23 protein-coding genes and 1 riboswitch are annotated in these 22,437 nt (G+C 46.8%); of the genes, 16 read left to right on the plus strand and 7 right to left on the minus strand.

Annotated elements, in window-relative coordinates; genetic code table 11:
- Positions 1–306 precede the first annotated feature (306 nt).
- The 8 genes from ACETMN_RS03545 to ACETMN_RS03580 all read left to right on the plus strand — a co-directional run bounded on the left by ACETMN_RS03545 (position 307) and on the right by ACETMN_RS03580 (position 7,221).
- The gene (locus ACETMN_RS03545) at positions 307–732 is read left to right on the plus strand and encodes a GNAT family N-acetyltransferase (protein ID WP_017690782.1); all 426 of its coding nucleotides are present in this window, start codon (positions 307–309) and stop codon (positions 730–732) included.
- 347 nt (positions 733–1,079) lie between these two features.
- Positions 1,080–1,664 (plus strand): signal peptidase I, encoded by a 585-nt coding sequence (lepB, locus tag ACETMN_RS03550; RefSeq protein WP_411735771.1) that lies wholly within the window; start codon positions 1,080–1,082, stop codon positions 1,662–1,664.
- A 171-nt stretch (positions 1,665–1,835) separates the two neighbouring features.
- On the plus strand, positions 1,836–3,716 hold the full coding sequence (queG, locus tag ACETMN_RS03555; RefSeq protein WP_091018752.1) for a tRNA epoxyqueuosine(34) reductase QueG: 1,881 nt from the start codon (positions 1,836–1,838) through the stop codon (positions 3,714–3,716).
- A gap of 15 nt (positions 3,717–3,731) precedes the next feature.
- Complete coding sequence (locus ACETMN_RS03560) at positions 3,732–4,763, plus strand: HD-GYP domain-containing protein (protein WP_017690779.1); 1,032 nt, start codon at positions 3,732–3,734, stop codon at positions 4,761–4,763.
- Positions 4,764–4,928: 165 nt separating this feature from the next.
- Positions 4,929–5,192 carry a YneF family protein gene (locus ACETMN_RS03565; RefSeq protein ID WP_017690778.1) on the plus strand — a complete coding sequence of 88 codons (264 nt, stop codon included), beginning with the start codon at positions 4,929–4,931 and terminating at the stop codon, positions 5,190–5,192.
- Positions 5,193–5,288: 96 nt separating this feature from the next.
- Positions 5,289–5,882, plus strand: coding sequence for a GTP cyclohydrolase I FolE (gene folE, locus ACETMN_RS03570; protein WP_036668229.1), 594 nt, complete (start codon positions 5,289–5,291; stop codon positions 5,880–5,882).
- Between the two features lie 189 nt (positions 5,883–6,071).
- Entirely contained in the window at positions 6,072–6,926 is an 855-nt protein-coding gene (locus ACETMN_RS03575; protein ID WP_411735772.1) for a biotin/lipoate A/B protein ligase family protein, read from the plus strand.
- 70 nt (positions 6,927–6,996) lie between these two features.
- Positions 6,997–7,221, plus strand: a complete 225-nt coding sequence (locus tag ACETMN_RS03580) for a hypothetical protein (RefSeq protein ID WP_036614132.1) — start codon at positions 6,997–6,999, stop codon at positions 7,219–7,221.
- A gap of 147 nt (positions 7,222–7,368) precedes the next feature.
- Here the strand turns inward: ACETMN_RS03580 and ACETMN_RS03585 are convergent, their stop codons facing one another.
- The gene (locus ACETMN_RS03585; protein WP_091018748.1) at positions 7,369–8,649 is read right to left on the minus strand and encodes a Fe-Mn family superoxide dismutase; all 1,281 of its coding nucleotides are present in this window, start codon (positions 8,647–8,649) and stop codon (positions 7,369–7,371) included.
- Positions 8,650–8,797: 148 nt separating this feature from the next.
- Positions 8,798–9,823 (minus strand): alpha/beta hydrolase, encoded by a 1,026-nt coding sequence (locus tag ACETMN_RS03590; RefSeq protein ID WP_091018746.1) that lies wholly within the window; start codon positions 9,821–9,823, stop codon positions 8,798–8,800.
- 359 nt (positions 9,824–10,182) lie between these two features.
- Between ACETMN_RS03590 and ACETMN_RS03595 the strand changes: the two genes are divergently transcribed.
- Together ACETMN_RS03595 and thiC are read left to right on the plus strand one after the other, a co-directional pair.
- Positions 10,183–10,926, plus strand: coding sequence for an IclR family transcriptional regulator (locus ACETMN_RS03595; protein WP_017690772.1), 744 nt, complete (start codon positions 10,183–10,185; stop codon positions 10,924–10,926).
- A gap of 148 nt (positions 10,927–11,074) precedes the next feature.
- Positions 11,075–11,188, plus strand: a riboswitch (TPP riboswitch).
- Between the two features lie 421 nt (positions 11,189–11,609).
- Positions 11,610–13,394, plus strand: a complete 1,785-nt coding sequence (gene thiC, locus ACETMN_RS03600; RefSeq protein ID WP_411736397.1) for a phosphomethylpyrimidine synthase ThiC — start codon at positions 11,610–11,612, stop codon at positions 13,392–13,394.
- A gap of 362 nt (positions 13,395–13,756) precedes the next feature.
- On the opposite strand, the gene ACETMN_RS03605 is transcribed toward thiC, so the two are convergent.
- From ACETMN_RS03605 to ACETMN_RS03625, 5 genes are all read right to left on the minus strand, one after another.
- Complete coding sequence (locus ACETMN_RS03605; protein ID WP_101315048.1) at positions 13,757–14,533, minus strand: hypothetical protein; 777 nt, start codon at positions 14,531–14,533, stop codon at positions 13,757–13,759.
- A gap of 229 nt (positions 14,534–14,762) precedes the next feature.
- Positions 14,763–15,452: an aspartate/glutamate racemase family protein gene (locus tag ACETMN_RS03610; RefSeq protein WP_411735773.1), complete on the minus strand. Its 690-nt coding sequence runs from the start codon at positions 15,450–15,452 to the stop codon at positions 14,763–14,765.
- Between the two features lie 183 nt (positions 15,453–15,635).
- Positions 15,636–15,803, minus strand: coding sequence for a hypothetical protein (locus ACETMN_RS03615; protein WP_017690769.1), 168 nt, complete (start codon positions 15,801–15,803; stop codon positions 15,636–15,638).
- 467 nt (positions 15,804–16,270) lie between these two features.
- Positions 16,271–17,089 carry a zinc ribbon domain-containing protein gene (locus tag ACETMN_RS03620; RefSeq protein WP_411735774.1) on the minus strand — a complete coding sequence of 273 codons (819 nt, stop codon included), beginning with the start codon at positions 17,087–17,089 and terminating at the stop codon, positions 16,271–16,273.
- 81 nt (positions 17,090–17,170) lie between these two features.
- Positions 17,171–18,121 carry a helix-turn-helix transcriptional regulator gene (locus ACETMN_RS03625; protein ID WP_411735775.1) on the minus strand — a complete coding sequence of 317 codons (951 nt, stop codon included), beginning with the start codon at positions 18,119–18,121 and terminating at the stop codon, positions 17,171–17,173.
- 119 nt (positions 18,122–18,240) lie between these two features.
- On the opposite strand from ACETMN_RS03625, the gene ACETMN_RS03630 reads away from it, so the two are divergent.
- The 6 genes from ACETMN_RS03630 (at position 18,241) to ACETMN_RS03655 (ending at position 22,411) form a co-directional block, all read left to right on the plus strand.
- Positions 18,241–18,939, plus strand: coding sequence for a response regulator transcription factor (locus tag ACETMN_RS03630; protein WP_091018737.1), 699 nt, complete (start codon positions 18,241–18,243; stop codon positions 18,937–18,939).
- A complete protein-coding gene (locus ACETMN_RS03635; RefSeq protein ID WP_105602372.1) occupies positions 18,932–20,020 on the plus strand; it encodes a sensor histidine kinase in 1,089 nt (362 codons plus the stop codon). The genes ACETMN_RS03630 and ACETMN_RS03635 overlap by 8 nt, the downstream gene beginning before the upstream one ends.
- Positions 20,021–20,119: 99 nt before the next feature.
- Positions 20,120–20,983, plus strand: a complete 864-nt coding sequence (locus tag ACETMN_RS03640) for a D-alanyl-D-alanine carboxypeptidase family protein (RefSeq protein ID WP_091018733.1) — start codon at positions 20,120–20,122, stop codon at positions 20,981–20,983.
- Between the two features lie 31 nt (positions 20,984–21,014).
- Positions 21,015–21,575: a VanZ family protein gene (locus tag ACETMN_RS03645; RefSeq protein WP_091018731.1), complete on the plus strand. Its 561-nt coding sequence runs from the start codon at positions 21,015–21,017 to the stop codon at positions 21,573–21,575.
- A gap of 13 nt (positions 21,576–21,588) precedes the next feature.
- Positions 21,589–21,798: a hypothetical protein gene (locus ACETMN_RS03650; RefSeq protein ID WP_105602369.1), complete on the plus strand. Its 210-nt coding sequence runs from the start codon at positions 21,589–21,591 to the stop codon at positions 21,796–21,798.
- 214 nt (positions 21,799–22,012) lie between these two features.
- Positions 22,013–22,411 carry a hypothetical protein gene (locus tag ACETMN_RS03655; RefSeq protein ID WP_091018727.1) on the plus strand — a complete coding sequence of 133 codons (399 nt, stop codon included), beginning with the start codon at positions 22,013–22,015 and terminating at the stop codon, positions 22,409–22,411.
- The last annotated feature ends 26 nt before the right edge of the window (positions 22,412–22,437 follow it).

Here is a 22,437-nt window from a genome sequence, read left to right on the forward strand (position 1 = left end):
TAAGTCCCCCGAGGCGTTGATCTAATGATGGGCCAGAGATAACAAACATATTTTACCCTTTTTGCAACTATTTATGTGTTATAAGGCGTTTAAATGGACCAAAAGTTTAACATTCGTATGTAAACGGTTACAATTAAGCGCTTTCAAAAGAAAATGCGTGTTTTATGGAGAAAAGTATGGTTTAATTGACGAAGAAGCGGTATTTTCTCGTTTTTTGTCATTATATGAACATTGGGTTTTTGGTAAAAAGGGATTCCCTTTTTGTAAAAAACCTCATCTAAGCTAACGAAAAGGGAGATTTAAGACATGCACGTTCGTTCCTTTCAGTTGAGTGATGCAAGCCAGATGACGGAGCTTCTCCAGGTTGCACTATCGGAAGAGTGTTATGAGAACACGATGGGCCCGTTTGCCCGTCAATTGTCATGGGATTCTGACCTGATCATGGTTGCGGAAGAAGAGGGAGACCTCGTAGGCGCTTTGATCGGTACGATTGATCACAACCAGGGTTGTATCTACCGTATTGCGGTACATCCAGACTATCGTCGCCGTGGAGTCGGCAAAACACTTGTCGAGGCTATGGAACAGCGGTTCCAGCAGCGTAAAGTCAGCCAAGTATGGGTGGCGGGTGATGAGCACAACAAAGTAGCCATGCCTCTATATGAAGCAATGGGTTACGGTGCCAATCAGATTATGAGCGCTTTCCAGACTCTTAGTATTTTGTCCAAAGCTTAGTTTGCATGTTTAAAAAGAAATAAAAAAAAGATTTTCATTTCATATTAGGCATATCTCTTTAACGTGTAAGAACGTGAGGGATGTGCCTTTCTATTTATATGATTGTTCTTCACGTCATATTCCTCTGGTTTCCTCATTTTCTGAACATGTTTCGGAGTCTCCGAATTCTGTTTAAATTAACGCGATTATCCCGGCTGTATTCACGATAACGAAGGTACTGGTGCTCATAACCAATTGTTTCACTCTCCCAAATGAAGTAGACTGAAAGGGAGTGTGGTCATCAGGTTACAAGTTTAATTCAACTATTTAATAAATGAGGTGTCCCTTTGAATTCCAATCATCATTCAATGGAACATGTGACTTCCGAGCAACGAAATGAACCGCCAAAGCCTGAACAACCGGGGAAATCCTGGGTTGTCGAGCTGTGGGACTGGGTCAAAACGATTGTTGTTGCTTTTGTAATCATGATGCTGCTGAACCTGTTTGTGTTTAATCTGTCAATGGTCAAGGGACAGTCCATGCAGCCGACACTGGTTGAGCGAGATCGCCTTTTCGTCAACAAAATCGTATACCATCTGGGTACTCCTTCCCGATCAGATGTGATCGTACTTCGTGATCCAAGCGAAGGCTTGGAGAAGAAGGATTTTCTGGTGAAACGGATCGTTGGACTTCCGGGAGATACAATTGAAGTTAGGGATCACCATCTATATGTGAACGGTGAGCAACAAGCGGAAACGTACACCGATATTGAGGTGCAGGACCCTGATTTTGGCCCAATCACACTGGAGCCGGATCATTTCTTCGTGATGGGGGATAATCGTCATGAAGGCAAAAGTAAGGACAGCCGAGTGTTTGGCAGTATTACATCCGACCAGATTGTAGGCAAGGCTGAATTTATTTTCTGGCCGTTTTCTGAATTGAAGAAATTGTAAAATTATTACAGGACAACAACTTCAGACTGCATTTTGCGTTAAACCATATAGACTCGTTCCGTTTGAATTCAAATATGTAAGGCATATATAGAAATTAACGCCTGTCCTCTTACCGTGAGGCGGGCGTTCACTATTTACGGAATAAGTGTCGGAAGAAGAGAGGGAAGAGAAATGACGAGCGTACAGACCGGGGCAGCACAGGATGCCTCCATATGGGAGAAGTTAAAACAGGAGATCAAGGCAGCTGGCCCCGGACTGGGCATTGATGATATCGGTTTTGCTTCGGCTGATCCCTTTGTTTCCCTGAAATCGCTGCTGGAGCAGTCGCGGGATAAGGGGTATGCTTCAGGTTTTGAAGAGCCGGATATTGAAAAAAGGGTGCACCCCGCCTTAAAAGATGGCGAGCCTGCTTCACTCATTGCAATAGCCGTGGCATACCCATCCAAAATGGTGAATCCGCCGAAATCGGAGCCTGGTGCGTATCGAGGCATTTTTGCCCGTTCGGCTTGGGGTCAGGATTATCATCAGGTCCTGCGTGCAGCGATGGACAAGCTGGTCAATTTTATAAAGGAACGCGTACCTGAAGCCATGATCGAAAGCATGGTAGACACTGGAGCATTGGTGGATCGTGCGGTGTCCCAGCGTGCGGGGATTGGTTTTAGTGCCAAAAACTGTGCCATTATATCACCCAAATTTGGTTCATGGATTTTTCTCGGAGAACTGGTAACGAATATTCCTTTTCAACCAGACACACCTGTGACCGAAGACTGCGGTGAATGTACAAAATGTATCGATGCCTGTCCTACAGGAGCATTGGTGGGGCCGGGGCAGTTGAATTCACAGCGTTGTATTTCTTTTGTAACCCAGACGAAAGGGTTCGTGGATGAAGAATTTATGCTGAAAATAGGCAACCGTCTGTACGGTTGTGACACGTGTCAGATCGTATGTCCGAAGAACCGGGGCAAGAACTGGGATCACCATCCCGAATTTCACCCTGATCCGGAGATTGTGAAGCCGTTGTTGCTACCACTACTGGACATCGGTAACCGGGAATTCAAGGAACGTTTCGGTCAGAGTTCCGCCGCTTGGCGGGGCAAGAAGCCGATTCAACGCAACGCCGTTATTGCCCTGGGCAATTTCAAAGACAAAAGTGCTGTACCCAAACTTACAGAAGTATTAAAACGTGATCCGCGCCCCGAGTTGCGGGGAACCGCAGCCTGGGCGTTAAGCAGAATTGGAGGAGAAGACGCCATGAGAGCAATTGGGGAAGCTGCCGCTAACGAACAAGATGGGAACGTACTAAGCATGCTGCAGAAGGCCGAGGAGCGACTGAGTTCGTCCGAGACCTTACCCAAACAGCCACAGGCTGGGCAAGTGAGTGAAAAGCAGCCAGAGGAACAGAACAACGAGAACAATGCTTTACGTGCGTTACAACAGGATTTGAAAATGGAAGCTGGGATTGAACCGGGTAGTGAGCAGTCTGCACAGCCTGACAAACCGGAAGCCGCAGCGTGGAAACCTTCAGCCGTTACGGGTCTTCATGGCAAGCCCGTATACTACGATGAGGTACTGACACCGATTGGTACTCTTACGTTATGCGCGACGGATGAAGGGCTGTGTCATATTGATTTTGGCGCCTTTCACGTACGGGAAGCTCATCTGCAACAATGGGCCCGCATCTGGATTGGCGAGTATCGATATGAGAAGAATGAAGAGAAGCTCAGCGAAGCTGCAAAGCAGTTAAAGGAGTATTTTGCAGGGGAGAGAAAAACGTTCGACTTGCAGCTTGATCGGCTTGGAACACCATTCCAGCTACAAGTATGGCAAGTACTGTCCGATATATCTTATGGAGAGGCCTCATCACACCAACAGGTTGCGGAAATCATCGGCAGACCCAAGGCTGTTCGTGCAGTTCTGGACGCCATTAGCAAGAATCCGATTCCGATTATTATTCCCTGTCACCGTATCAGTGGTAAAGACGGTACCCTGGTGGGTTATGTAGGCGGTCTGCAAACCAAGGAGCAATTGCTCGCATTGGAGCAGCTATCGTAAGAGCGGGGGACGTTCATGAAGTATGTAAACGTGGAGAGCGTGGAAGCGGGGGAGCTTCTGGGCAAGACGGTATATTCCAGTAACGGCACGGTATTGCTGTCTGCCGGAGTCCAGCTCACCGTATACATGGTCAATACGCTGAAGCGTATTGGCGTGACCATGTTATACATCCAGGATGAAGCGTATAAAGATGTGGATGCAGAAGACATTCTGGATGAAACCACGAAACGGGCAATAATTAACGAAATGAGTGTCACACTCGAATCCATTCGATCCGGGAAAGACTGGAGTCCGAGAAAGGTTGCCCTCAGTATAGAGAAGTTGCTGAATGATGTACTGAACGGGCGTGAAATGCTTGTGCAGCTCACCGATATTCGTACCAAAGACAATGCACAGTATGTTCATGCGATGAATGTATGTTTGTTGTCTTCGGTCATCGGACTGAATATGGGACTCAATTATAATCAACTGAAGGACCTTGCTGTGGGGGCATTATTGCATGATATTGGCAAAGTGGGGGAACCTCCTGGCAGTGGCTCTGCTGCAAATTCTTCGCTGCACCATACATGGCGTGGATTTGAAGTGATTAAGAACAAACGGGAGTTCAGTCTGTTGGTCGCCCATACGGCCCTGCAACATCATGAGCATGTAGATGGTACAGGCATGCCGAGGGGAATCAAAGGGAGTGACATTCATCTGTTTGCGAGAATCGTTAGTGTGGCTAATATCTATGATAATCTCATTAATGGTTTATCCAAGGACAGTTTGATGCCACATGAGGCCTGTGAAGAGATGATGGCGTTGTCTGGTACGAAGCTGGATCGGGACATTCTGATTGAGTTCAACAAGAGTGTATCCGTGTATCCCAATGGTACAGCGGTACGACTGTCCACCAAAGAGACTGGAGTCATCGTGCGTCAACATCGGGGATTGCCCGGCAGACCTGTAATCAGGGTGGCACGCGGAAGTACGCGTTATTCTCTGGATGTGGTTGAAATCGATCTGGCTCAGCATACAACCGTTTTCATTGAAGCTGTCATGACGTAGCTTGTGTGCGGTTCAACTGGAAAATCCGTTTGCTCAAGGCGTGCGGAAATGCTATGATACTTTCAGGAAATCCGGTCTGTGTCAGGTTTGCAACATGTGCGCTTAACATCATGAAGTGACACGGATTATCAGGCTTTTTAGAATGCATACAGAGGTGTCTAAGAGATGGATATTGTTATACCGATTATTACATTGATTGTTGGTCTGGTCGGGGGATTTTTCATCGGGGTGTTCTACTTGCGTAAACAACTTGAGAAAATGCAAAGCAATCCGGACATGCTTCAGAAAATGGCGAAGCAAATGGGCTACAACCTGAATGGCAAGCAAATGCAGCGTGCCCAGCAGATGATGAAGAATCAGCAGCCAGGAGCGAAAATGCCTCAGCCGCAACAGCATCCTGCGCGTAAAAGTTCGGGCCGCCGAAAATAATAGCAGGGAATAACTGCTTAAAGTGCGTGTTCAAAAAGTTGGGTCGGACTTTTTGAACAACCCTTACAGTAGTGGTTCGAAAGGAGGCGTTTGGCAGTGGCTGGCGTTAAAGATTATTTGAATTCAAAAGTATCCGACAATCGGGAAAAGATCGAGTATCATGTAGAGCAGATCCTGAAATTGATCGGGGAAGATAGTACACGTGAAGGGCTGCTTGAAACGCCTGCACGTGTGACCCGAATGTATGAAGAAATTTTTGGTGGTTATGAAGTAGATCCACGCGATGTGCTCGGTGTTACGTTTGACGAGAATCATGAAGAACTGGTTATCGTTAAGGATATTGTCTACTACAGTCAGTGTGAGCACCATATGGCGCCGTTCTTCGGCAAGGTACACATTGGCTATGTACCAAGCGGCAAGATCGTTGGTCTGAGCAAAATGGCTCGTCTGGTCGAAGCAGTAACACGTCGCCTTCAAGTTCAGGAACGTATTACTTCACAGATTGCTGACATTCTGACAGAGGCCGTTGAACCTCATGGAGTTATGGTCGTTGTGGAAGGCGAGCACTTGTGCATGTGTTCCCGCGGCGTGAAGAAACCGGGAAGCAAGACGGTAACGTCTGCTGTACGTGGTTCTTTCCGTGAGAATCCGGCACAACGTGCGGAGTTCTTGTCTTTGGTGAAAGATTAAGATCAGGTATGTCCACACGCTGGACAAGCCGGATGTGTAAGTTCCTTTGGTTTTGGAAGCAGTAGTTTCTAAGCCATAGGATGTGATATAAATGAGCCGTGTTCCCTGGGAACCGGCTTATTTATATATGTGTTGTCATTCCTATATACTGGATACATATGAATTCGTTAAGCCGGAGGTAATGGAACGATGAGTGTACCTTCCCATTCAGATCAACCGGTTCAACCGGAAAAGGGACTACAGGCAGATCAACAGGCTACATTGCGTCTGCAAATCTGGGAGACACCACTCATGCGACAAGGGAGTAGTGTACTCGAAGCTTTTGCTTGGGAAGAAGTTATGTGCAGGCGGGTTGGGGCAGGGCATCTACCTGTTGCACATATATGGAGACACCCAGCTGCCTTTGTAGCGGGTCTGCGTGACCGCAGGTTGCCACAGGCTGTAGAAGCGATGGAACAGATTAGAAGCCAAGGTACAGCGGTCTGTGTTCGGCCTTCCGGTGGAGCGGCAGTACCCTTGAACCCAGGGGTAGTTAATGTGTCACTGATTCTGCCTAATCCCGGACATGCCATCAATATTCATGATGATTTCCGGGAGATGGCTTCGATTATTGCCGAGTCGCTAACGCCGTGGTCGAATCAGGCGCAAACTGGTGAGGTTCAGGGTGCTTTTTGCCCGGGAGATTATGATGTCAGTGTAGGTGGCCTAAAATTCTGTGGTATTGCCCAGCGTAGACAAGCAAAGGCGTATATTATTACTGCTTTTATTATTGTGGAAGGTCAGGGAGATCAACTGGCAGCGGACGTACGACAATTCTATCTGCATGCAGCAGGCGGGGCGAGTGAAGGATATCCCGATGTTCAGCCTGGCACGATGGCAAGTCTGAAAGAATTGGCAGGTGTACCTTCAGCTGCGGCATATACTGCGGCTTTGGTTCGTACACTGCGCGATCGCTATCCACAGGCGGAGACTAGCAGGGTGCTTAGCGTTCGTTCTGAAGAAGTGCGCCTGACAGCTGAGCAGATGAAGCTGCGCTACGACTAACACTTTTTACTAGGGCTTGGAATTGGTTAATAGAGATGATATGATGTGATTTCGGAAGGAGAGTGTTAGGATGGACACATTGAGATATACGTATTTATATGAGGTTGTATCAACAGGCGAAAAATCCGAGTTCAGCCAAATGGCAACAAGCAAGGAAGAGGCTGCTGCACTGATCGTTGCACGTATAGCCGATCTGGAGTTTACAGATGAGTCTGATATCAAGCTGGGCGATCTGATCTCCATTAGCAAACAGGTTGGCGACAACTATGTGGCGTGCGAGGGCTGTGCTTCTTAAGTGAACATTTAGAAATAGGAAGTCTCTCAAAATACAAGCAAGTCTCTTTTACAGGAGGCTTGCTTTTTTGTATACACCAAAAAGAGATATCTTTCAGTCATTCGGCTGGAGATATCTCTTTTTTCTCTAATCGATCTAACTCCAAGCTTAGTAAGGCGGCCACAACAACTTGCGTGCCGTTTCGTAACGCTCCGCAACAGCGGGCCAGTAGACAACGTTCCACCAATCCTCGATATATTTTTTGCGTTCATTCTGATGTTTCAGATAGTAGGCATGTTCCCACACATCCAGTGGCAGGAGCGGTACGATATCGGACTGGGACAGGTTCTGGTGTTTTTCCGCCTGCAAAATCTCCAAACGATGTGCTCTCGGGCTCCAGACAAGCATCGCCCAGCCACTGCCTTCCACTTTGTTCGCGGCTTCTGTGAATTGATTCTTAAACGCTTCATAACTTCCGAAATCTCGCTTGATCTGCTCTGCCAGCATACCGGAAGGTTTGCCGCCGCCAGCAGGATTCATAATCGTCCAGAAGATCGTATGCAGGTAGTGGCCTGCCCCGTTGAAGGCGAGTTCACGTTCCCAATGTTTGATGAGTTCAAAGTTATTCTTTTTTCGCGATTCCGCCAGCTTCTTCTCTGCTACATTTAATCCGTCCACATAAGATTGATGGTGTTTGTCATGATGGATACGCATCGTCAGCTCATCAATATGTGGCTCCAGCGCATTGTACGCATAGGGAAGAGGGGGCAGTGTGTGCCCTCCAATGGGAACCGGCTTTTCTTTTACGGGAGGTGCTGTAGTGCTGGGTGTGGCTTGTGTTGTTCCGGTAGAAGGCGGTTGAACGGTTGCAGATTGGATCTGAGCTGAAGCGGCAGGTGCATTTACATTCCCCTCTGGAGAAGTTGGAGCTTCTGAAGCTTGGCGATGGACGCTTCCGGACCCTGACGTATGAAGCGCATTTTCCAGAAAAAGTGATGGCTCCGAATCCGTTTCACGCAAGATGCCCGGTTGGCCAAGCGTATCCAATACGCCCAGAAAATACTCCGATTCGCGGATAAAATGCAGAATGAGTACTTTGGCAAGCGGAACAGCTTGCACAGCAGCACTTTGTTCCAGAAGAACATACAGCTGTTTGATGAACTCTCTCGATTGCTGCCGAGCTGCCAGCACAAGTTGATCGATACAACGAACCATGTAGGGAGCAGGTGGATGGGTTGCGGGCAATAGTTGTTTTAAAAGCTGATTGGCTACTCGCTCACTGTTTGCAAAGGTAACCTCCCATTCCTCTAGCAGCTTGACGTATGGGGGCTCCAGATCAGGAACCAGGGCACGGATGACGAGTGTATGTTCTTTCTCTTGCTCTTTCCAGAAACGAATTTCCTCCAATGTCCGCAGAGGCAGCAGGTGACCATATCCATACCAGTTCATCTATGTTGAACCTCCTTCAGATGAAATTCATTGCATGCAGACCGTCTGTTCATGCGTCACAAGAGTATATTCCGCGAGCTTGTTGTCCTATGAGTACAAAAAAAGAGCCCCTGAGGGCTCTGGAAAAAATTCAATGATTAAAATTTGGTTATTGTCCATTATTCGTGTTCTGCACATCGTCACTGCTTGTTTTCGTTACATGACTGAGGAAAGTTGAGACACGACGCAGATATTCCTTTGGATGCTCCCGGAAGATCAACTCATGATGCGCATCCTGGACAATCCATACATCGGAGTACGGATTGGTCTGGTTGGCGGCGAGTTGCTCCGCAATTGGATAAGGTGCCTTCTCGTCCTCTGTACCATGGATGAAGAAAATCGGGAACGGATAATCTTCCTTTTTCACTTCCTGGTATGGAATCTGTTGTAATCCGGTACCATTCAGAACAGGGAACAACAGCTTCATGATCTCCAGTGTAGGCTGACGTGGCAGATCGATCTGGTTGTGAATGTTGTGGTACAGTGTATCTGGCTCCAGCAGGAACGCACTGTCCAGAATCATTGCATCCACTTCCTTCGTAATCAGTCCGGTTTGTAACGCTGTACCGGCACCCATCGAGAAGCCCCAGACAACCAGTTCCTGCGCACCACGTTGCTTGGCGAACTGGATCGCACCGAGCAATTGCTGTGACTCAGCTTTGCCACCTGTGGCTACAGCTTTGTTCACCTGTGAGGCGAAGCCATAATCGAACATGACCACGTTGAACCCAAGTTGATGAGCATAGTGTGCCAGGTCATACATGGGAACCCATGTTTCTTCACGATTGGCACCATAGCCGTGACTGAAAATAATCGTTTTGCTTGCAGCATTGTCAGCAGGTATATACCATCCCTGCATCGTCCGGCTGCCATCTGCTGCCGGGAACGTGATGTCTTCGTACTTCATGTTCTTGGCTTGCATCGGATTGGAGAAGACCGGCGCTACAGTAGGATTGGATAATACCCATGCGATATAACCATGCAGTGCAATAAAACAAAACAGTAGAAAAAATACAACGGAGAGCAGCAGCGCTACGATAATATGTTTGAACCGAATCAGCCTCGGTGATAGGGAAGAGGGCAGATCGGACACTTTTGTTTGCAGCGGGGCTTCGCTCTGGGATGTTGGATACATGAATGCCCCTCCTTTGAAGTTCAGTTGAAGATAACAACGACATGAAAAGAGAATTGCGTCGATTTCAGAGCCTGCTTCAGAGCGATATCTTAATGTAATATATCTTTATCGTATGTTCCAATATAGTCAAAGTCAATTGATTGAGGGCATTTGTTACGCAATTGTTATATAGTTCTTAAGATATATGGGTAACATTACCTTAGTGTGTAAATTACAGGGGATTAAGTCTTATAAAAAGGAAAAATTTACACGTTGGCCTATTTTAATTTTGGCTCTTTTTGGTTTACAGATGAGACCGTTTCTCATATAATTTATGTAACCAAGTTTCATGTGATGAAACATGAGGAGGGCATTATGCCATGGAAGATCGCAAGTTAACCGTCCGGGCTGTGGAACGGGCGCTGGATATATTATTATGTTTTACCACACGCAGTGATCTGGGACTCACCGAAATTGCCAGCCAGATTGGCCTGCACAAAAGTACAGTGCACCGTTTGATGGCTACGCTGGAGGATCGAGGGTTCGTGATCCGCGATGCAGCAACAGAGAAGTACCGACTTGGCATCCGAATCTGGGAGCTGTCAGCTCATATGTCCCGCAGTGATGATCCCGCTATTCTGCTGCTGCCTGCGATGGAGCGACTGAGAGATCGATTGGGGGAGACGGTAAGTCTGTACTTGCGTGATGGGAGTGAAAGGATACGGATTCAAGCTGTGCAAAGTGATCAGGCGATCCGCCGAGTCGCTCCAGTGGGTGTTAGACTCCCGCTGTCTGTGGGCGCTTCCAGCAAAGTTTTGATGGCGTTTGCCACGGACGAGGATCGTGAAGAACTGATGAACGGGCCGGAATGGCCGGTGTTTATTGATCCCGCGGTGTATTTGGCGCAAATGGGAGATATCCGGGATAACGGATATGCGACGAGTTATGAGGAGCGTGAGCCGGGAGCTGCCGCGGTATCTGTACCGATTATGGATCGCCGAGGCAATATTGCAGCTGCTCTCTCGGTCTCAGGGCCTGTCAGCCGACTTTCGCAGGAGACATTGCATGAATACGCACCTGTGTTGAAGGATGCTGCTACGCAGATGGGGCTCATGTTATCCTGATGCTGATGTAAGTTTGTTTCCAAATTGAGTTGGTGTTCTGGAATATAAAGGTTGTTTTTGTGTTCCGGTTGCGCTACTCTGTAATGGACGGCCCATCGGGGTCAGCTTCATTGAATATGAACGGCGGCATGTGTGTGCCGCAACTTGTTAACGTTACTGGGGGAGTCCGAACTGTCCGGACTGAGACGGAATCGCATGAGATTCCGGACCCTTTGCACCTGATCTGGATCATACCAGCGTAGGGAAGTAATCGGCGATATGACCACAACCACCATATGATGTGACCCTTGTAGGGCTCCGTTTAGGAGCCGCATGAAGGTGCATTATTGGTGATGGACATAAAAGTCGGTTCCTTCGGGGACCGGCTTTTTTATATACAGTGAACGGGCGATATAGCACGTACTCCATCGACTTCTTTTTCAATAACCTGCGAAAGTGGGCTTGGATGATGAGAGAGAAGTCACCATAGATCCATGATCTGTGGTAGCCTCCGTTCTGTTGTTAACTGTACATGAATAATGTCTCCCTCTGGTCTGGTGTATGATCGCTCTTTCTTCTCTGCGCTCTGTATGATTTGGACAGGAGCGTAAGCGAGCTAATGACGATACCAACCAAACAAGCGATGATCACTGAGGAGGAGACAATCGAACATGAGTACAGGAAATCAAACGGGACAACAAGCGATGGAACAGGAACATAACGGTCAGCAGGTGGAAAAAGAAACAGGAGCGGCCGGACGGGTTCAGCCCTTTCCGGGCAGCCGCAAAGTCTACATTCAGGGCTCACGGTCGGACATTGCTGTACCGGAGCGTGAGATAGCCCTTCATGACACGAATACTCCCCAAGGGGTGGAGCATAACGAACCGCTGCGTGTCTACGATACGAGCGGCCCCATGACCGATCCCGCATTTCATGCGGATATCCGTGCAGGTCTGCCAGCCCTGCGCACCCGTTGGATCACAGAGCGCGGCGATGTTGAAGCTTATCGGGGCCGTACGGTTAAACCGGAGGATAACGGACTGAAGCCCGGAGGGAAGAGAGCCGGCGCCGAAGAGTACCCCGGATTACGTGGCAAACCGCTGCGGGCACAGCCAGGACGCTGTGTGACCCAGATGCACTACGCGAGACAGGGAGTCATTACGGCAGAGATGGAATTCGCCGCCATTCGTGAGGGCGTGGAACCGGAATTTGTACGTCAGGAGCTGGCGAGTGGACGGGCCATTCTGCCATCCAACATCAATCACCCGGAGAGTGAGCCGATGTTGATCGGTCGTCATTTTCACGTGAAGATTAATGCCAACATCGGCAACTCTGCCGTATCCTCATCCATCGAGGAAGAGGTGGAGAAGATGACTTGGGCAGTACGCTGGGGATCGGATACCGTGATGGATCTGTCCACAGGCAAAAACATTCATACCACTCGGGAATGGATCATTCGTAATTCTCCTGTGCCGATTGGTACGGTACCGCTGTATCAAGCGCTGGAGAAGGTGAATGGCGAAGCGGAGGCGCTGACCTGGGAGTTGTACCGTGACACACTCATAGAGCAGGCAGAGCAAGGCGTGGACTACTTTACGATTCATGCAGGTGTACTGCTGCGTTATATCCCGATGACGGCCAAACGGATGACAGGCATTGTGTCCCGGGGCGGGTCCATTATGGCAGCATGGTGTCTGGCGCATCATCAGGAGAATTTTTTGTACACTCATTTTGAAGAAATCTGCGAGATTATGAAAAAGTATGATGTGGCGTTTTCGCTGGGAGATGGACTTCGTCCAGGCAGTATCTACGATGCCAATGACGAAGCTCAGATGGCAGAACTGGCTACGCTCGGGGAACTGACGCAGATCGCATGGAAGCATGATGTGCAGGTGATGATCGAAGGTCCGGGTCACGTGCCGATGCATAAGATCAAAGAGAATGTGGACTTGCAGATGGAGATATGTAAAGAAGCACCGTTCTACACACTTGGGCCGCTAACGACTGACATTGCGCCAGGATATGATCATATCACGTCTGCCATTGGGGCAGCCATGATTGGCTGGTTTGGCACGTCGATGCTCTGTTATGTTACGCCAAAAGAACATTTGGGCCTGCCCAACAAGGATGATGTGCGCGAAGGGGTTATTGCCTACAAGATCGCAGCTCATGCCGCCGATCTGGCGAAAGGCCATCCACGTGCTCAACGCCGCGATGACGCATTGTCCAAAGCGCGGTTCGAGTTCCGTTGGCGTGACCAGTTCAACCTGTCACTGGACCCTGAACGTGCGTTGTCCTACCATGATGAGACGCTGCCAGCAGAAGGGGCCAAAGAAGCTCATTTCTGCTCCATGTGCGGACCGAAGTTCTGTAGCATGCGCATTACGCAGGACATTCGTGCCTTTGCCGCAGACAAAGGATTATCCGATAATGAGGCTGTAGCAGCGGGCATGCAAGAAAAGGCCGAGGAATATCGGACACGCTCCTAAGGAAGCCAAGTGATGAAGGTTTTTTGAAGCTTTAAATTATAAATATTGATTAATGTTTGGACAAGGCCAAACCCGCTTCACCGTAACTCTTGGATTCAATCCAACTTACGCCAAATCTGAAATAGGATACCTGCGATGACAAACAGCACGCCATCAGAAAGTTTAAGATTACTAGCATGTAGAAGTGCGGAAGAACCCATACCGACTAGGAACAAGATAAGAATATATAAAAAGCGCATTAATTTATTCACCTCTCTTTTTGAGTGAAATGTGTAAAAGAGAACGATTGTTATATCGTTCTCTTTTGTGAATTTAAATTTATTCTACCTTTTATTACATAAACATATTTAACAAAGACTTTATTAATAATTAAAATTTTTAAGTGTACCTCTGGAATCATTATCAGCAGAGCCTGAGAAGCTAACCTCTAGAGCTCCAAAACTCAATCCTACACTGCCCGTACCTTTAATGTGGTAGTAATTGGATTGTATTTGAGATAGACCACTTTGATTTCCTTGCTTTTTATGTTCTATTGTAAAGACGGCAGAGGCAACCTGTTCTGTTATAATAATGCCCCCTTTGAGATCAGCATTGAATCCAACACCATTCTCACCAGTATATGAGAAATTACGTCCACTTCCTAAAGTTGTAAACGTAGAGTTTCCGCTATACTTGACTTTATCTTCATAATACCCAGAACCTGGAACTGTTCTCCAAATTTCTTTATCAAAAGAAGCGCCATAAGCATCAGATAAGCGCCAAAAAGGCATTGATTTCCACTTTCCTGTTAATGCAACCATAAACCGCTCACGATTATTAACATTATCAGTTCGAACTATGGTTATATAATAGTCAAATTGATCATCCTTGATATTTCCAAGTGGTCCAACCTCTCCGTTGAATTCAGGTGCTGAGGCTTTTTCATGAGCCACTACTTCAATTGATCCATCTTCTTTCGAAAGACTTTTCTTAAACTCAGGGCTCCAGGATTCTATTACTTCATAAGGAATACCCTGCTTTAATAAAGTTATATCCAATTTCACAGTTTTATTCTCTGCAGAAGCGAAAGCACTGGTAGGAATAAGTAATAGGCATAGACAGCAAACCAACAGTAACTTCGATAAACGCAATAATTTCAATGTAAAACCTCACCCTCTGAGTAATTTGTTAAATTATAACAATCTAAATTTATCATATAACCCTAGGTTTGTACACCTAAATTATGTATATTTAATTATTATTTTAAAAAAATAGGATTAATATGTATTTATGTAAATAATAAATTAAACATAATTATATTTATGCTACTAACTCTTAACAAGATCACAGGAACACATCCAATTTGTATCAATTAATTGTTTGATGCATCTACTGTCGAGCCAGGCCCAAATTCTTCTCCAAATACGCTGCAAGCAATGCCAGCGGACTATGGATTGGAATACCGCGATCTATTGCAACCTGTGCAGCGGCGGGAGCCATAGACAGTTGGGCTGCCACTACCGTTTTACCCGGATACTGCTCAGCAATCTGCTGTAATCCTTCACGTACTGCTTCGAGATACCCTTGCTGATCTCCACGCATAATCAACTCAAATGTCCCAGGGATGCATACCGCTTCCGTCTGAGATGTCTTGGCAACGTGTAGTTGCCCATTCTCATTCTCTTGCTGTAATGCCTGATTCAACCGTGCCATCGTGCCTTCAACGGTTGCAGGGTTGGTGAATGCGATTATGTAATCTCCTGGTACTCGCCGCATCTCCTGCAATAACGGATCATCTATGCCGATCACAGGCACAGGGACCTGTGTGGCTTCCTGCTCCAGTACTGTCGCAAACAGGGTACACGTGACCAGAATGGCATCGGCATGACACTTAGCGATCCATTGGAGCGTCTGGGCTACCTTCTCGTGAATGACGACCTCTGAAAAGTCAGCGTCATGTTTAAGACGGTCCAGACCCGGATCGACGTAATGGACCAATTCTACTTCATAAGGAGCAAGCGTCTCTTCAATTAAGGCGATGTTGGAATAATGAGCGTGAAAACAACCAATGGTGATCATGTGCTAAGTCCCCTTTTACAGTTCGTATATGTCATGGATCTCGTAGATATTTAAAACCATTATAGAAACATGACTGAGGACTGTACAGTCGTTTATGGCCCAACGCCAATAACCGCCCTTCCGCCAAGCAGCGGAAAGACGGTCGATAACCTGACTCGACTAGGGTCGGTCCGGTGTACATTTTTATCTAAGGGAAGGAGAAGCATTTTTCTTCGCCATTTTTTGCTGTAGAATTTCATGAAAGGATAGACCTTGAGTGTTCTCATTCTCCTTTTTAGGAGCAGTGGTCGCCGTGTTGCGCGGATATTGGTGATGGTACGGGATCATTTGCTGAATAGGCATGCGGATCATCTTGGTTCCTCCTTTGATGCGTTTTTTTGAATTATGTATTTCGACTGGTTACCATGCCAGGTGCGCATATAGGTACATGTGACTTGTTAGACGAAATAGAAGAGTTTAAAGCGTAATTCCAATTGGATTGTAGTGATTTTACCCGGTTTTAAGGAGATGTAAACGTTTTTAGGGAAATTCAGGAGTAAAGGACCTGATATGAGAGGGTGTACATGGGAAGATCGAATCGGTTGTTATGCGAATAGTCCCGATTTTAAGGAAGTCAATGGTACCCGCATATGAGGCATATTATCTGGTTAAATGATGCAAAGCATGCTAACTAACTTGGTACCATGGTCGGGTTGTTTAGGGAGTAATGTAGTTCCGGATATAACAAAAAAGCTGCCGAGTGTACTCGACAGCTTGCGTGATATGAAGAAGGATGCGAACTAACTTTGATTCTGACTGAGATGTATATCGTACTACTTTTATCTACTTTGGCGAACAGCGATGTATATATCCACTTGTACACTTTCGGGATTCAGGCTGCGTTCATCATACAATTCAAAATCCCCGGTGAACGTACGATCGATTTGTTTCTCCCATGCCCACACGGCTCCCCATGCTTCACTAACAACCTCTGCCATTGGCCCTTTTCTGGAAGTGAATACGGCGTAAGTTGCAGGCGGGAGCAGAATGTCGTCCAATCCTTCAGGTAATGACTCCTCCGAACTGACCTCATGCCCTACCAGTATGGTGTACTCTCCGGTTATGCCATCGGTGTAATCCGTGTAACAGCCATAGCGGGCGGCATCAGGTGCAGGGAGGTGCTCTGAGGCAAAATAATTGTTCCAGAGTCCCTGAATACAGCCTTTGCCACTAATCTCAATGGCATTGGTTGTGCGGGCGGATATGCCGGCCAGGCGTTTGCCCGGAAGGGTGACATAACGAACGGGCTGGGCAGATAACGATTGAGTTGTTGTAACCTGACCTGGTATAGCGGAATTGGCAGAGTTTTCAGCTGGAGATACTTCGTGTTGATCCGTTGTATTCGTGCGCCAACGTTTCAAAAAGGGAAGCTGATTACGCAGCATCGAACGAGCGGATTCCTCATCCATGCCCTCGTCCTTCAGAATGGCGGTGCACATCTCCGTCATGCCTTCCAGTGAAATACCGGGCTGCGCGAACTCGCCCTCTTTGTAACAATAGATACAGTATTCGCGGGTTGTGCTTCCATCTGCTTCCGTTCCGAATTGTGCAGGGGTGGTGAGTGGCATACCGCAGCTTTGACATACCGTAACGTTCATCTTTCATTCCTCCTTGGGGATATATGCAACTTCAACCTGAACATATTTGAAGTATACGGGGAGGAACTGGACAACTGTCTGTCAGGTTTGAGCGGAGGTTTTATAATTTTGAACAATTTGTTCGGCTATACGACACACGTTATCCCGAATATGCAACGGTTCCAGGACCTCAACATCCGCCCCAAAGCCCAAGATGAAGCCGTACAGCCAGTTATCTTCTGGAAAAGCGACCTGGCTGATATAATACCCGTTCCTGTCAGGCAATACATTTTCAATACCGAACCATTCCTCCGCAAGATGACGGATACGGGCATGGAATCTCAGGGTAATCCCAATCTGGTTGTCTGGCCGGCTCCATTCCTGCTGCCACGGCCGGTCTTGAAGGTTGATGGATTTTCGTTCATAGTGCTCTGTAGTAAGAGAGACGTCTTTCATACGAACCAGCTTGAACATGCGGAATTCATTTCGTTCATGGCAAAAAGCATACAGATACCACGCGTGCCTCTTCAGCACAAGCGTGTGTGGTTCAACTGTACGATAGGTCTGTGCACCTTCGGCGCTGCAATAGGCGAAATAAATGCATTGTAGTTGATCGATTCCCTGATCAATGACTTTTAATTTTTGTTGCAGCGCTTCAGGGTGTGTCCACGTTGAATGATCCACGATGAATCGGTGCGTGCTGGCCTGAAAATCTTCATTTTTGGCTTCCGGGACGATACTGCTTAGCTTTTCCACCAACAGTTCACGTGCAGCATTTGTATGTGAGGTCGATATACTGCGCAGGGCGGTGACGATGGAAACAAGATCCTTATCGGTTAACAGATTGCGATCCAGACGATACCCTTCCGCTAGGCCGATGCCTCCGCTTGCTCCCTGATAGGTCACGACCGGAATTCCGGCTTGTCCCAATGTGTCGATATCCCGATAGATCGTACGAATGGAAACTTCAAACATATCGGCCAGGTCTTTGGCCTGTAATCGCCCCCGGTTGATAAGCAGTACAACGATGGCTAACAAACGCTCCAGTTTCATAGTTAGGGTTTCCTTTCATTTATGGTTATAACATTGCTTTCAATTGTTTATCTGGTACTTATCTGTTAGATTCATAGGTGTTATATTGCCCAGCATCCCATATAGGAGTGAAATAAGCAATGAAGCGAATTACGATTCTGATTGCGGACGATGAGGTAGAGATCGCAGATCTGGTGGCTTTACATTTACAAAAAGAAGGCTATCATACCGTCAAGGCATCTGACGGACAGTCGGCACTACAGGCGATTCAGACACATGCCATTGATTTGGCTGTACTGGACATTATGATGCCGGGTATGGACGGGTACGAGGTGACCCGCAAAATACGGGAGCAGCATCATTTTCCGATCATTTTCCTGAGTGCCAAAACCTCGGATATGGATAAAATTACGGGGCTGGTAATGGGTGCCGATGATTATATGACCAAACCATTTAACCCGATGGAGCTTGTAGCACGCGTGAATTCTCAATTGCGACGCTCATTACAATTCAGCCAGTCCACAGCGGCGGTTCAGCGCTCGATTCTGGAAAAGGGCGGACTTGTCATTATACCTGAACAGCATAGCGTGACGCTTTACGGTAAACCGCTGGAGTTAACACCGAAGGAATTTGATATTTTAGTGTTGCTCGCGAGCAATCCAAAACAGGTCTTCAGTGCAGAAAGCATTTTTGAAAAGGTATGGGGAGAGGCTTATTTCGAAAGTGGCAATACCGTTATGGTACATATTCGGACGCTGCGCAAGAAGCTCGGAGAAGATGTGGACAAGAACAAGTTTATCAAAACGATCTGGGGCGTGGGGTACACGTTCAATGACTAAACGCAGAAGCTTTCGCACAACGATGATTATGCTGCTCGGTCTAAGCATGCTGTCTTCTGGCGCCGTAACATTTATCGTTTACAGGCTCTTGCAGTTGTATTATTCAGGTGTGCGGATGGAAGATCCGCTGGCGGAATATCGAAATATCATGAGAAGTATTGGCGATTTATATGTCTTTATGCTGCTCTTCATCCCGCTTGCGATTTTATTTTTCTACTTGTTTACGAGACCCTATGTCACGTATTTCAAAGAGATTTCCACAGGCATTAATCACTTGGCGAACGGAGACTTTCAGCATCGTGTTCAGATTTCGTCCAAGGATGAATTGGGTTCGATTGCGGAGGGTATGAATATGGCAAGCCAGAAGCTGCGGGAGGCGATGGAACGAGGTGACTTTGCCGAGAACAGCAAAGACCAGCTCATCGTAAACCTTGCGCATGATCTGCGTACACCGTTAACCTCCGTGCTGGGCTATCTGGATCTCCTTATGAAGGATGATCAGCTGACAGAGGAACAGGTTCGGCATTTTACGTCGATTGCATTCACCAAATCACAGCGTCTGGAGAAGCTGATTGATGATTTGTTCGAAATTACCCGCATGAATTATGGCATGCTACCGATCAATAAGGCTCCACTGGATCTTAGTGAATTGCTGAAACAGATGAACGAAGAGCTCTATCCTGTATTTGAAAAGAACCAACTGGTCACCCGCTTGAAAATAGACACTGACCTTACCATCTCTGGTGATGGCGAGTTGCTGGCTCGTGTGTTCGAGAATCTACTGATTAACGCTGCACGGCACGGCAAGGACGGCATGTACGTGGATATTAACGGATATCGTGATGCAGAACAGGTTATCATTCAGGTGATTAACTATGGCGGACATATTCGTCCAGAGGAATTGCCACATATTTTCGATATGTATTATACCGGAGATCGTGCCAGAACCCCTCAGGAGGGTGGGACAGGCCTCGGCTTATTCATAGCACGTAATATCGTGGAACAGCATGACGGTACAATTTCAGCCCAGAGTGATGTGGTACGGACATTATTTGAAGTTCGTTTGCCCCTATTGCAATGAGGTTCGACGTCAAATTTAAGAAAAACTTTAAAAATGCCCTGCTTTTTCTTTAACTTGTTTTGTCTATCCTTGATGTATGAGGTAAAAGGAGGAACAAGCATGAAGAAGTGGGGCTTTTTAATATGTATCGTTTTGATCGGATATATCGTTACACAATCACCAGGATGGATTCATCAAAAGGATGAGCTACCTATCGAGATTCAGAATACGCGTGAAAATCCCGCAGGTTATACGGTATCTGTCACGGGAAATATTCAGGATCAGGTACATAAGGGCAATTTGTTACTGGTTAATAAGCAATACCCCGTTCATGAGGAAGGGGTTAAATCGGATATTGTATATGTGGCGGATGAGGATGATCTGCTTCGTGGATATGGAATAATGGATCGGAAAATCATGTTATCCCGGCAGGTGGCACAGGAGTTTCGGAAGATGGTTGAAGCAGCAGGCGAAGAGGGAGTCCGATATTTTCTTGTCAGCAGCGGGTACAGGGACTTTGCGAAGCAGGACGAGCTGTATCAGGAAAAGGGTGAAGACTATGCACTGCCTGCCGGTCACAGTGAGCACAATCTCGGGTTATCCCTGGATGTCGGTTCCACATTGGCTGCTATGAATGAAGCACCAGAGGGAGCCTGGCTGGAGAAGAATGCATGGAAATACGGATTTGTTTTGCGTTATCCGAAGGATAAAGTGCGCATCACGGGAATACAGTATGAACCATGGCACTTTCGATATGTAGGGCTGCCGCACAGTGCTGTCATGTATAAGAATAATCTGGTGCTGGAAGAGTATTTGGATTTGCTAAAAGAGAAAGAGAACATTAATGTGGAGGTAGAGGGTGAGGCGTATCATATTCGCTACTATGGAGCCACCCGAGATACGACCGTTTACATACCTGAGCAAGGCCAAACTGAAATCTCGGGTGATAACATGGATGGCGTAATTGTCACCGTAAAGAAATAACAGGGCAGCACAAAGGAGGAGGAGCAGCAGCATGAAGCACAACAACCAGAAGAAAAACAAACATTACATCCTTTGGATTGCCGTTTTCATTATCTATGTATATCTACTTACGAAGCTGATCCTGTTCAAAGGAAGCGCGGTCGATTTTGGCATCGTGAAGGTTCGACTGATGGCGTTCTTGCAACAACCGGATCTGATCCATACACGAACTGTCAACCTGACGCCATTTCAGGAAATTTCACGAGACTGGAACAGTCTGTCGTTACATCGTCCGGGCACCGCAATCCATCTGGTAGGCAATATATGGGCCTTTATTCCACTGGGAATCTTCATCCCTGTGTTGACGGGCAACAAGTTATTCTCTGGAGTAAAGGTACTCCTGCTGTCCCTGCTGCTCAGTTTGGGTTATGAAGTGACACAGTTGTTGACGGGGATGGGAATATTTGATGTGGATGATCTGATGCTTAATACACTCGGCGGCTTGATTGGATATATTGTTTTCACTATGGCTATGGGTCTGAAAAAGGTGTTGTCGGGAGGAGAATCCCGCGTGACGACGAAAAAGTTAAATTCTAAGGAAAGTCACGTGTAAGGAGGGGAACAACTTGATTATAATAGCTGCAATCTTCATTAGCGCAGGGCTAATGTTTCTCGTGTATCCACACAAGGTAACAGATGCTTCGGAAAAACAGATTACGGAGCGAGTAATCATGTCTAGATGGGTCGGCGGCTCGTTAATTGTTCTGTCGTGTTTGTTTCTGATCATGGGCACGATTCAACTATTAGATCAAGCATCACATCACATTGGGCATTAGCAGGCAGTTGGCCTTGAAGCAACGGAGAACACACATACTGAAAACAAAGGCTCTCCATCACTGTGCAGATTGCACGTTACGGGGAGTTTTTTTGTTGTTTCATAAGGTATCGAATTTAGGATAGGATCAGTGAACTTTGCGAGTAACATCGCAAATGAGGTAGAGTAGAGATGATGCGTTAGTACCTATTCCTTACAAAAAAGGAGGATATACATTGTATTCATTAGCTAAAGAACTAGCAGGAACCATGAAAGCCATTATGCAAATTGAAACCGAAATTGCTGAAGCTACGAATAATCACTACGATAAAGAAGTAGTACGTGATGTAGAACAGAAAAGAACTGATCTGATAAGAGCTTGTACACGTGATGAGTTGCTGGTGATAAAAACAGTCATGAAAGTGGGACAATCGGAGAGAGGATATCGTCATTATTTCGATTCGAATGATGTTGAGATTATTTATCTCCCTGTTGAGTTAAACGAGCATGAGTTGATGCAGAAATATTCCTATTATCTTATACATAAGACTGAACGCGAACTTGCGGATAGCATTGAGTACTATACCGCTGTGTCGGAACAACTAAGAGAAGGTATGGAGATCTTAAAACTTTAACCTGTGATCTGTAAGTTCTAGGAGGC

Origin of the sequence: Paenibacillus sp. M2 (assembly GCF_046713495.1) — a bacterium.
Taxonomy (GTDB): domain Bacteria; phylum Bacillota; class Bacilli; order Paenibacillales; family Paenibacillaceae; genus Paenibacillus; species Paenibacillus amylolyticus_B.

Excerpts from the sequence above, each read along its gene's own strand:
- ACETMN_RS03545 (WP_017690782.1), top strand. The coding sequence starts at position 307 with ATGCACGTTCGTTCCTTTCAGTTGAGTGATGCAAGCCAGATGACGGAG.
- lepB (WP_411735771.1), top strand. The coding sequence starts at position 1,080 with ATGGAACATGTGACTTCCGAGCAACGAAATGAACCGCCAAAGCCTGAA.
- queG (WP_091018752.1), top strand. The coding sequence starts at position 1,836 with ATGACGAGCGTACAGACCGGGGCAGCACAGGATGCCTCCATATGGGAG.
- ACETMN_RS03560 (WP_017690779.1), top strand. The coding sequence starts at position 3,732 with ATGAAGTATGTAAACGTGGAGAGCGTGGAAGCGGGGGAGCTTCTGGGC.
- ACETMN_RS03565 (WP_017690778.1), top strand. The coding sequence starts at position 4,929 with ATGGATATTGTTATACCGATTATTACATTGATTGTTGGTCTGGTCGGG.
- ACETMN_RS03575 (WP_411735772.1), top strand. The coding sequence starts at position 6,072 with ATGAGTGTACCTTCCCATTCAGATCAACCGGTTCAACCGGAAAAGGGA.
- ACETMN_RS03580 (WP_036614132.1), top strand. The coding sequence starts at position 6,997 with ATGGACACATTGAGATATACGTATTTATATGAGGTTGTATCAACAGGC.
- ACETMN_RS03585 (WP_091018748.1), bottom strand. The coding sequence starts at position 8,649 with ATGAACTGGTATGGATATGGTCACCTGCTGCCTCTGCGGACATTGGAG.
- ACETMN_RS03590 (WP_091018746.1), bottom strand. The coding sequence starts at position 9,823 with ATGTATCCAACATCCCAGAGCGAAGCCCCGCTGCAAACAAAAGTGTCC.
- ACETMN_RS03595 (WP_017690772.1), top strand. The coding sequence starts at position 10,183 with ATGGAAGATCGCAAGTTAACCGTCCGGGCTGTGGAACGGGCGCTGGAT.
- thiC (WP_411736397.1), top strand. The coding sequence starts at position 11,610 with ATGGAACAGGAACATAACGGTCAGCAGGTGGAAAAAGAAACAGGAGCG.
- ACETMN_RS03610 (WP_411735773.1), bottom strand. The coding sequence starts at position 15,452 with ATGATCACCATTGGTTGTTTTCACGCTCATTATTCCAACATCGCCTTA.
- ACETMN_RS03615 (WP_017690769.1), bottom strand. The coding sequence starts at position 15,803 with ATGATCCGCATGCCTATTCAGCAAATGATCCCGTACCATCACCAATAT.
- ACETMN_RS03620 (WP_411735774.1), bottom strand. The coding sequence starts at position 17,089 with ATGAACGTTACGGTATGTCAAAGCTGCGGTATGCCACTCACCACCCCT.
- ACETMN_RS03625 (WP_411735775.1), bottom strand. The coding sequence starts at position 18,121 with ATGAAACTGGAGCGTTTGTTAGCCATCGTTGTACTGCTTATCAACCGG.
- ACETMN_RS03630 (WP_091018737.1), top strand. The coding sequence starts at position 18,241 with ATGAAGCGAATTACGATTCTGATTGCGGACGATGAGGTAGAGATCGCA.
- ACETMN_RS03635 (WP_105602372.1), top strand. The coding sequence starts at position 18,932 with ATGACTAAACGCAGAAGCTTTCGCACAACGATGATTATGCTGCTCGGT.
- ACETMN_RS03640 (WP_091018733.1), top strand. The coding sequence starts at position 20,120 with ATGAAGAAGTGGGGCTTTTTAATATGTATCGTTTTGATCGGATATATC.
- ACETMN_RS03645 (WP_091018731.1), top strand. The coding sequence starts at position 21,015 with ATGAAGCACAACAACCAGAAGAAAAACAAACATTACATCCTTTGGATT.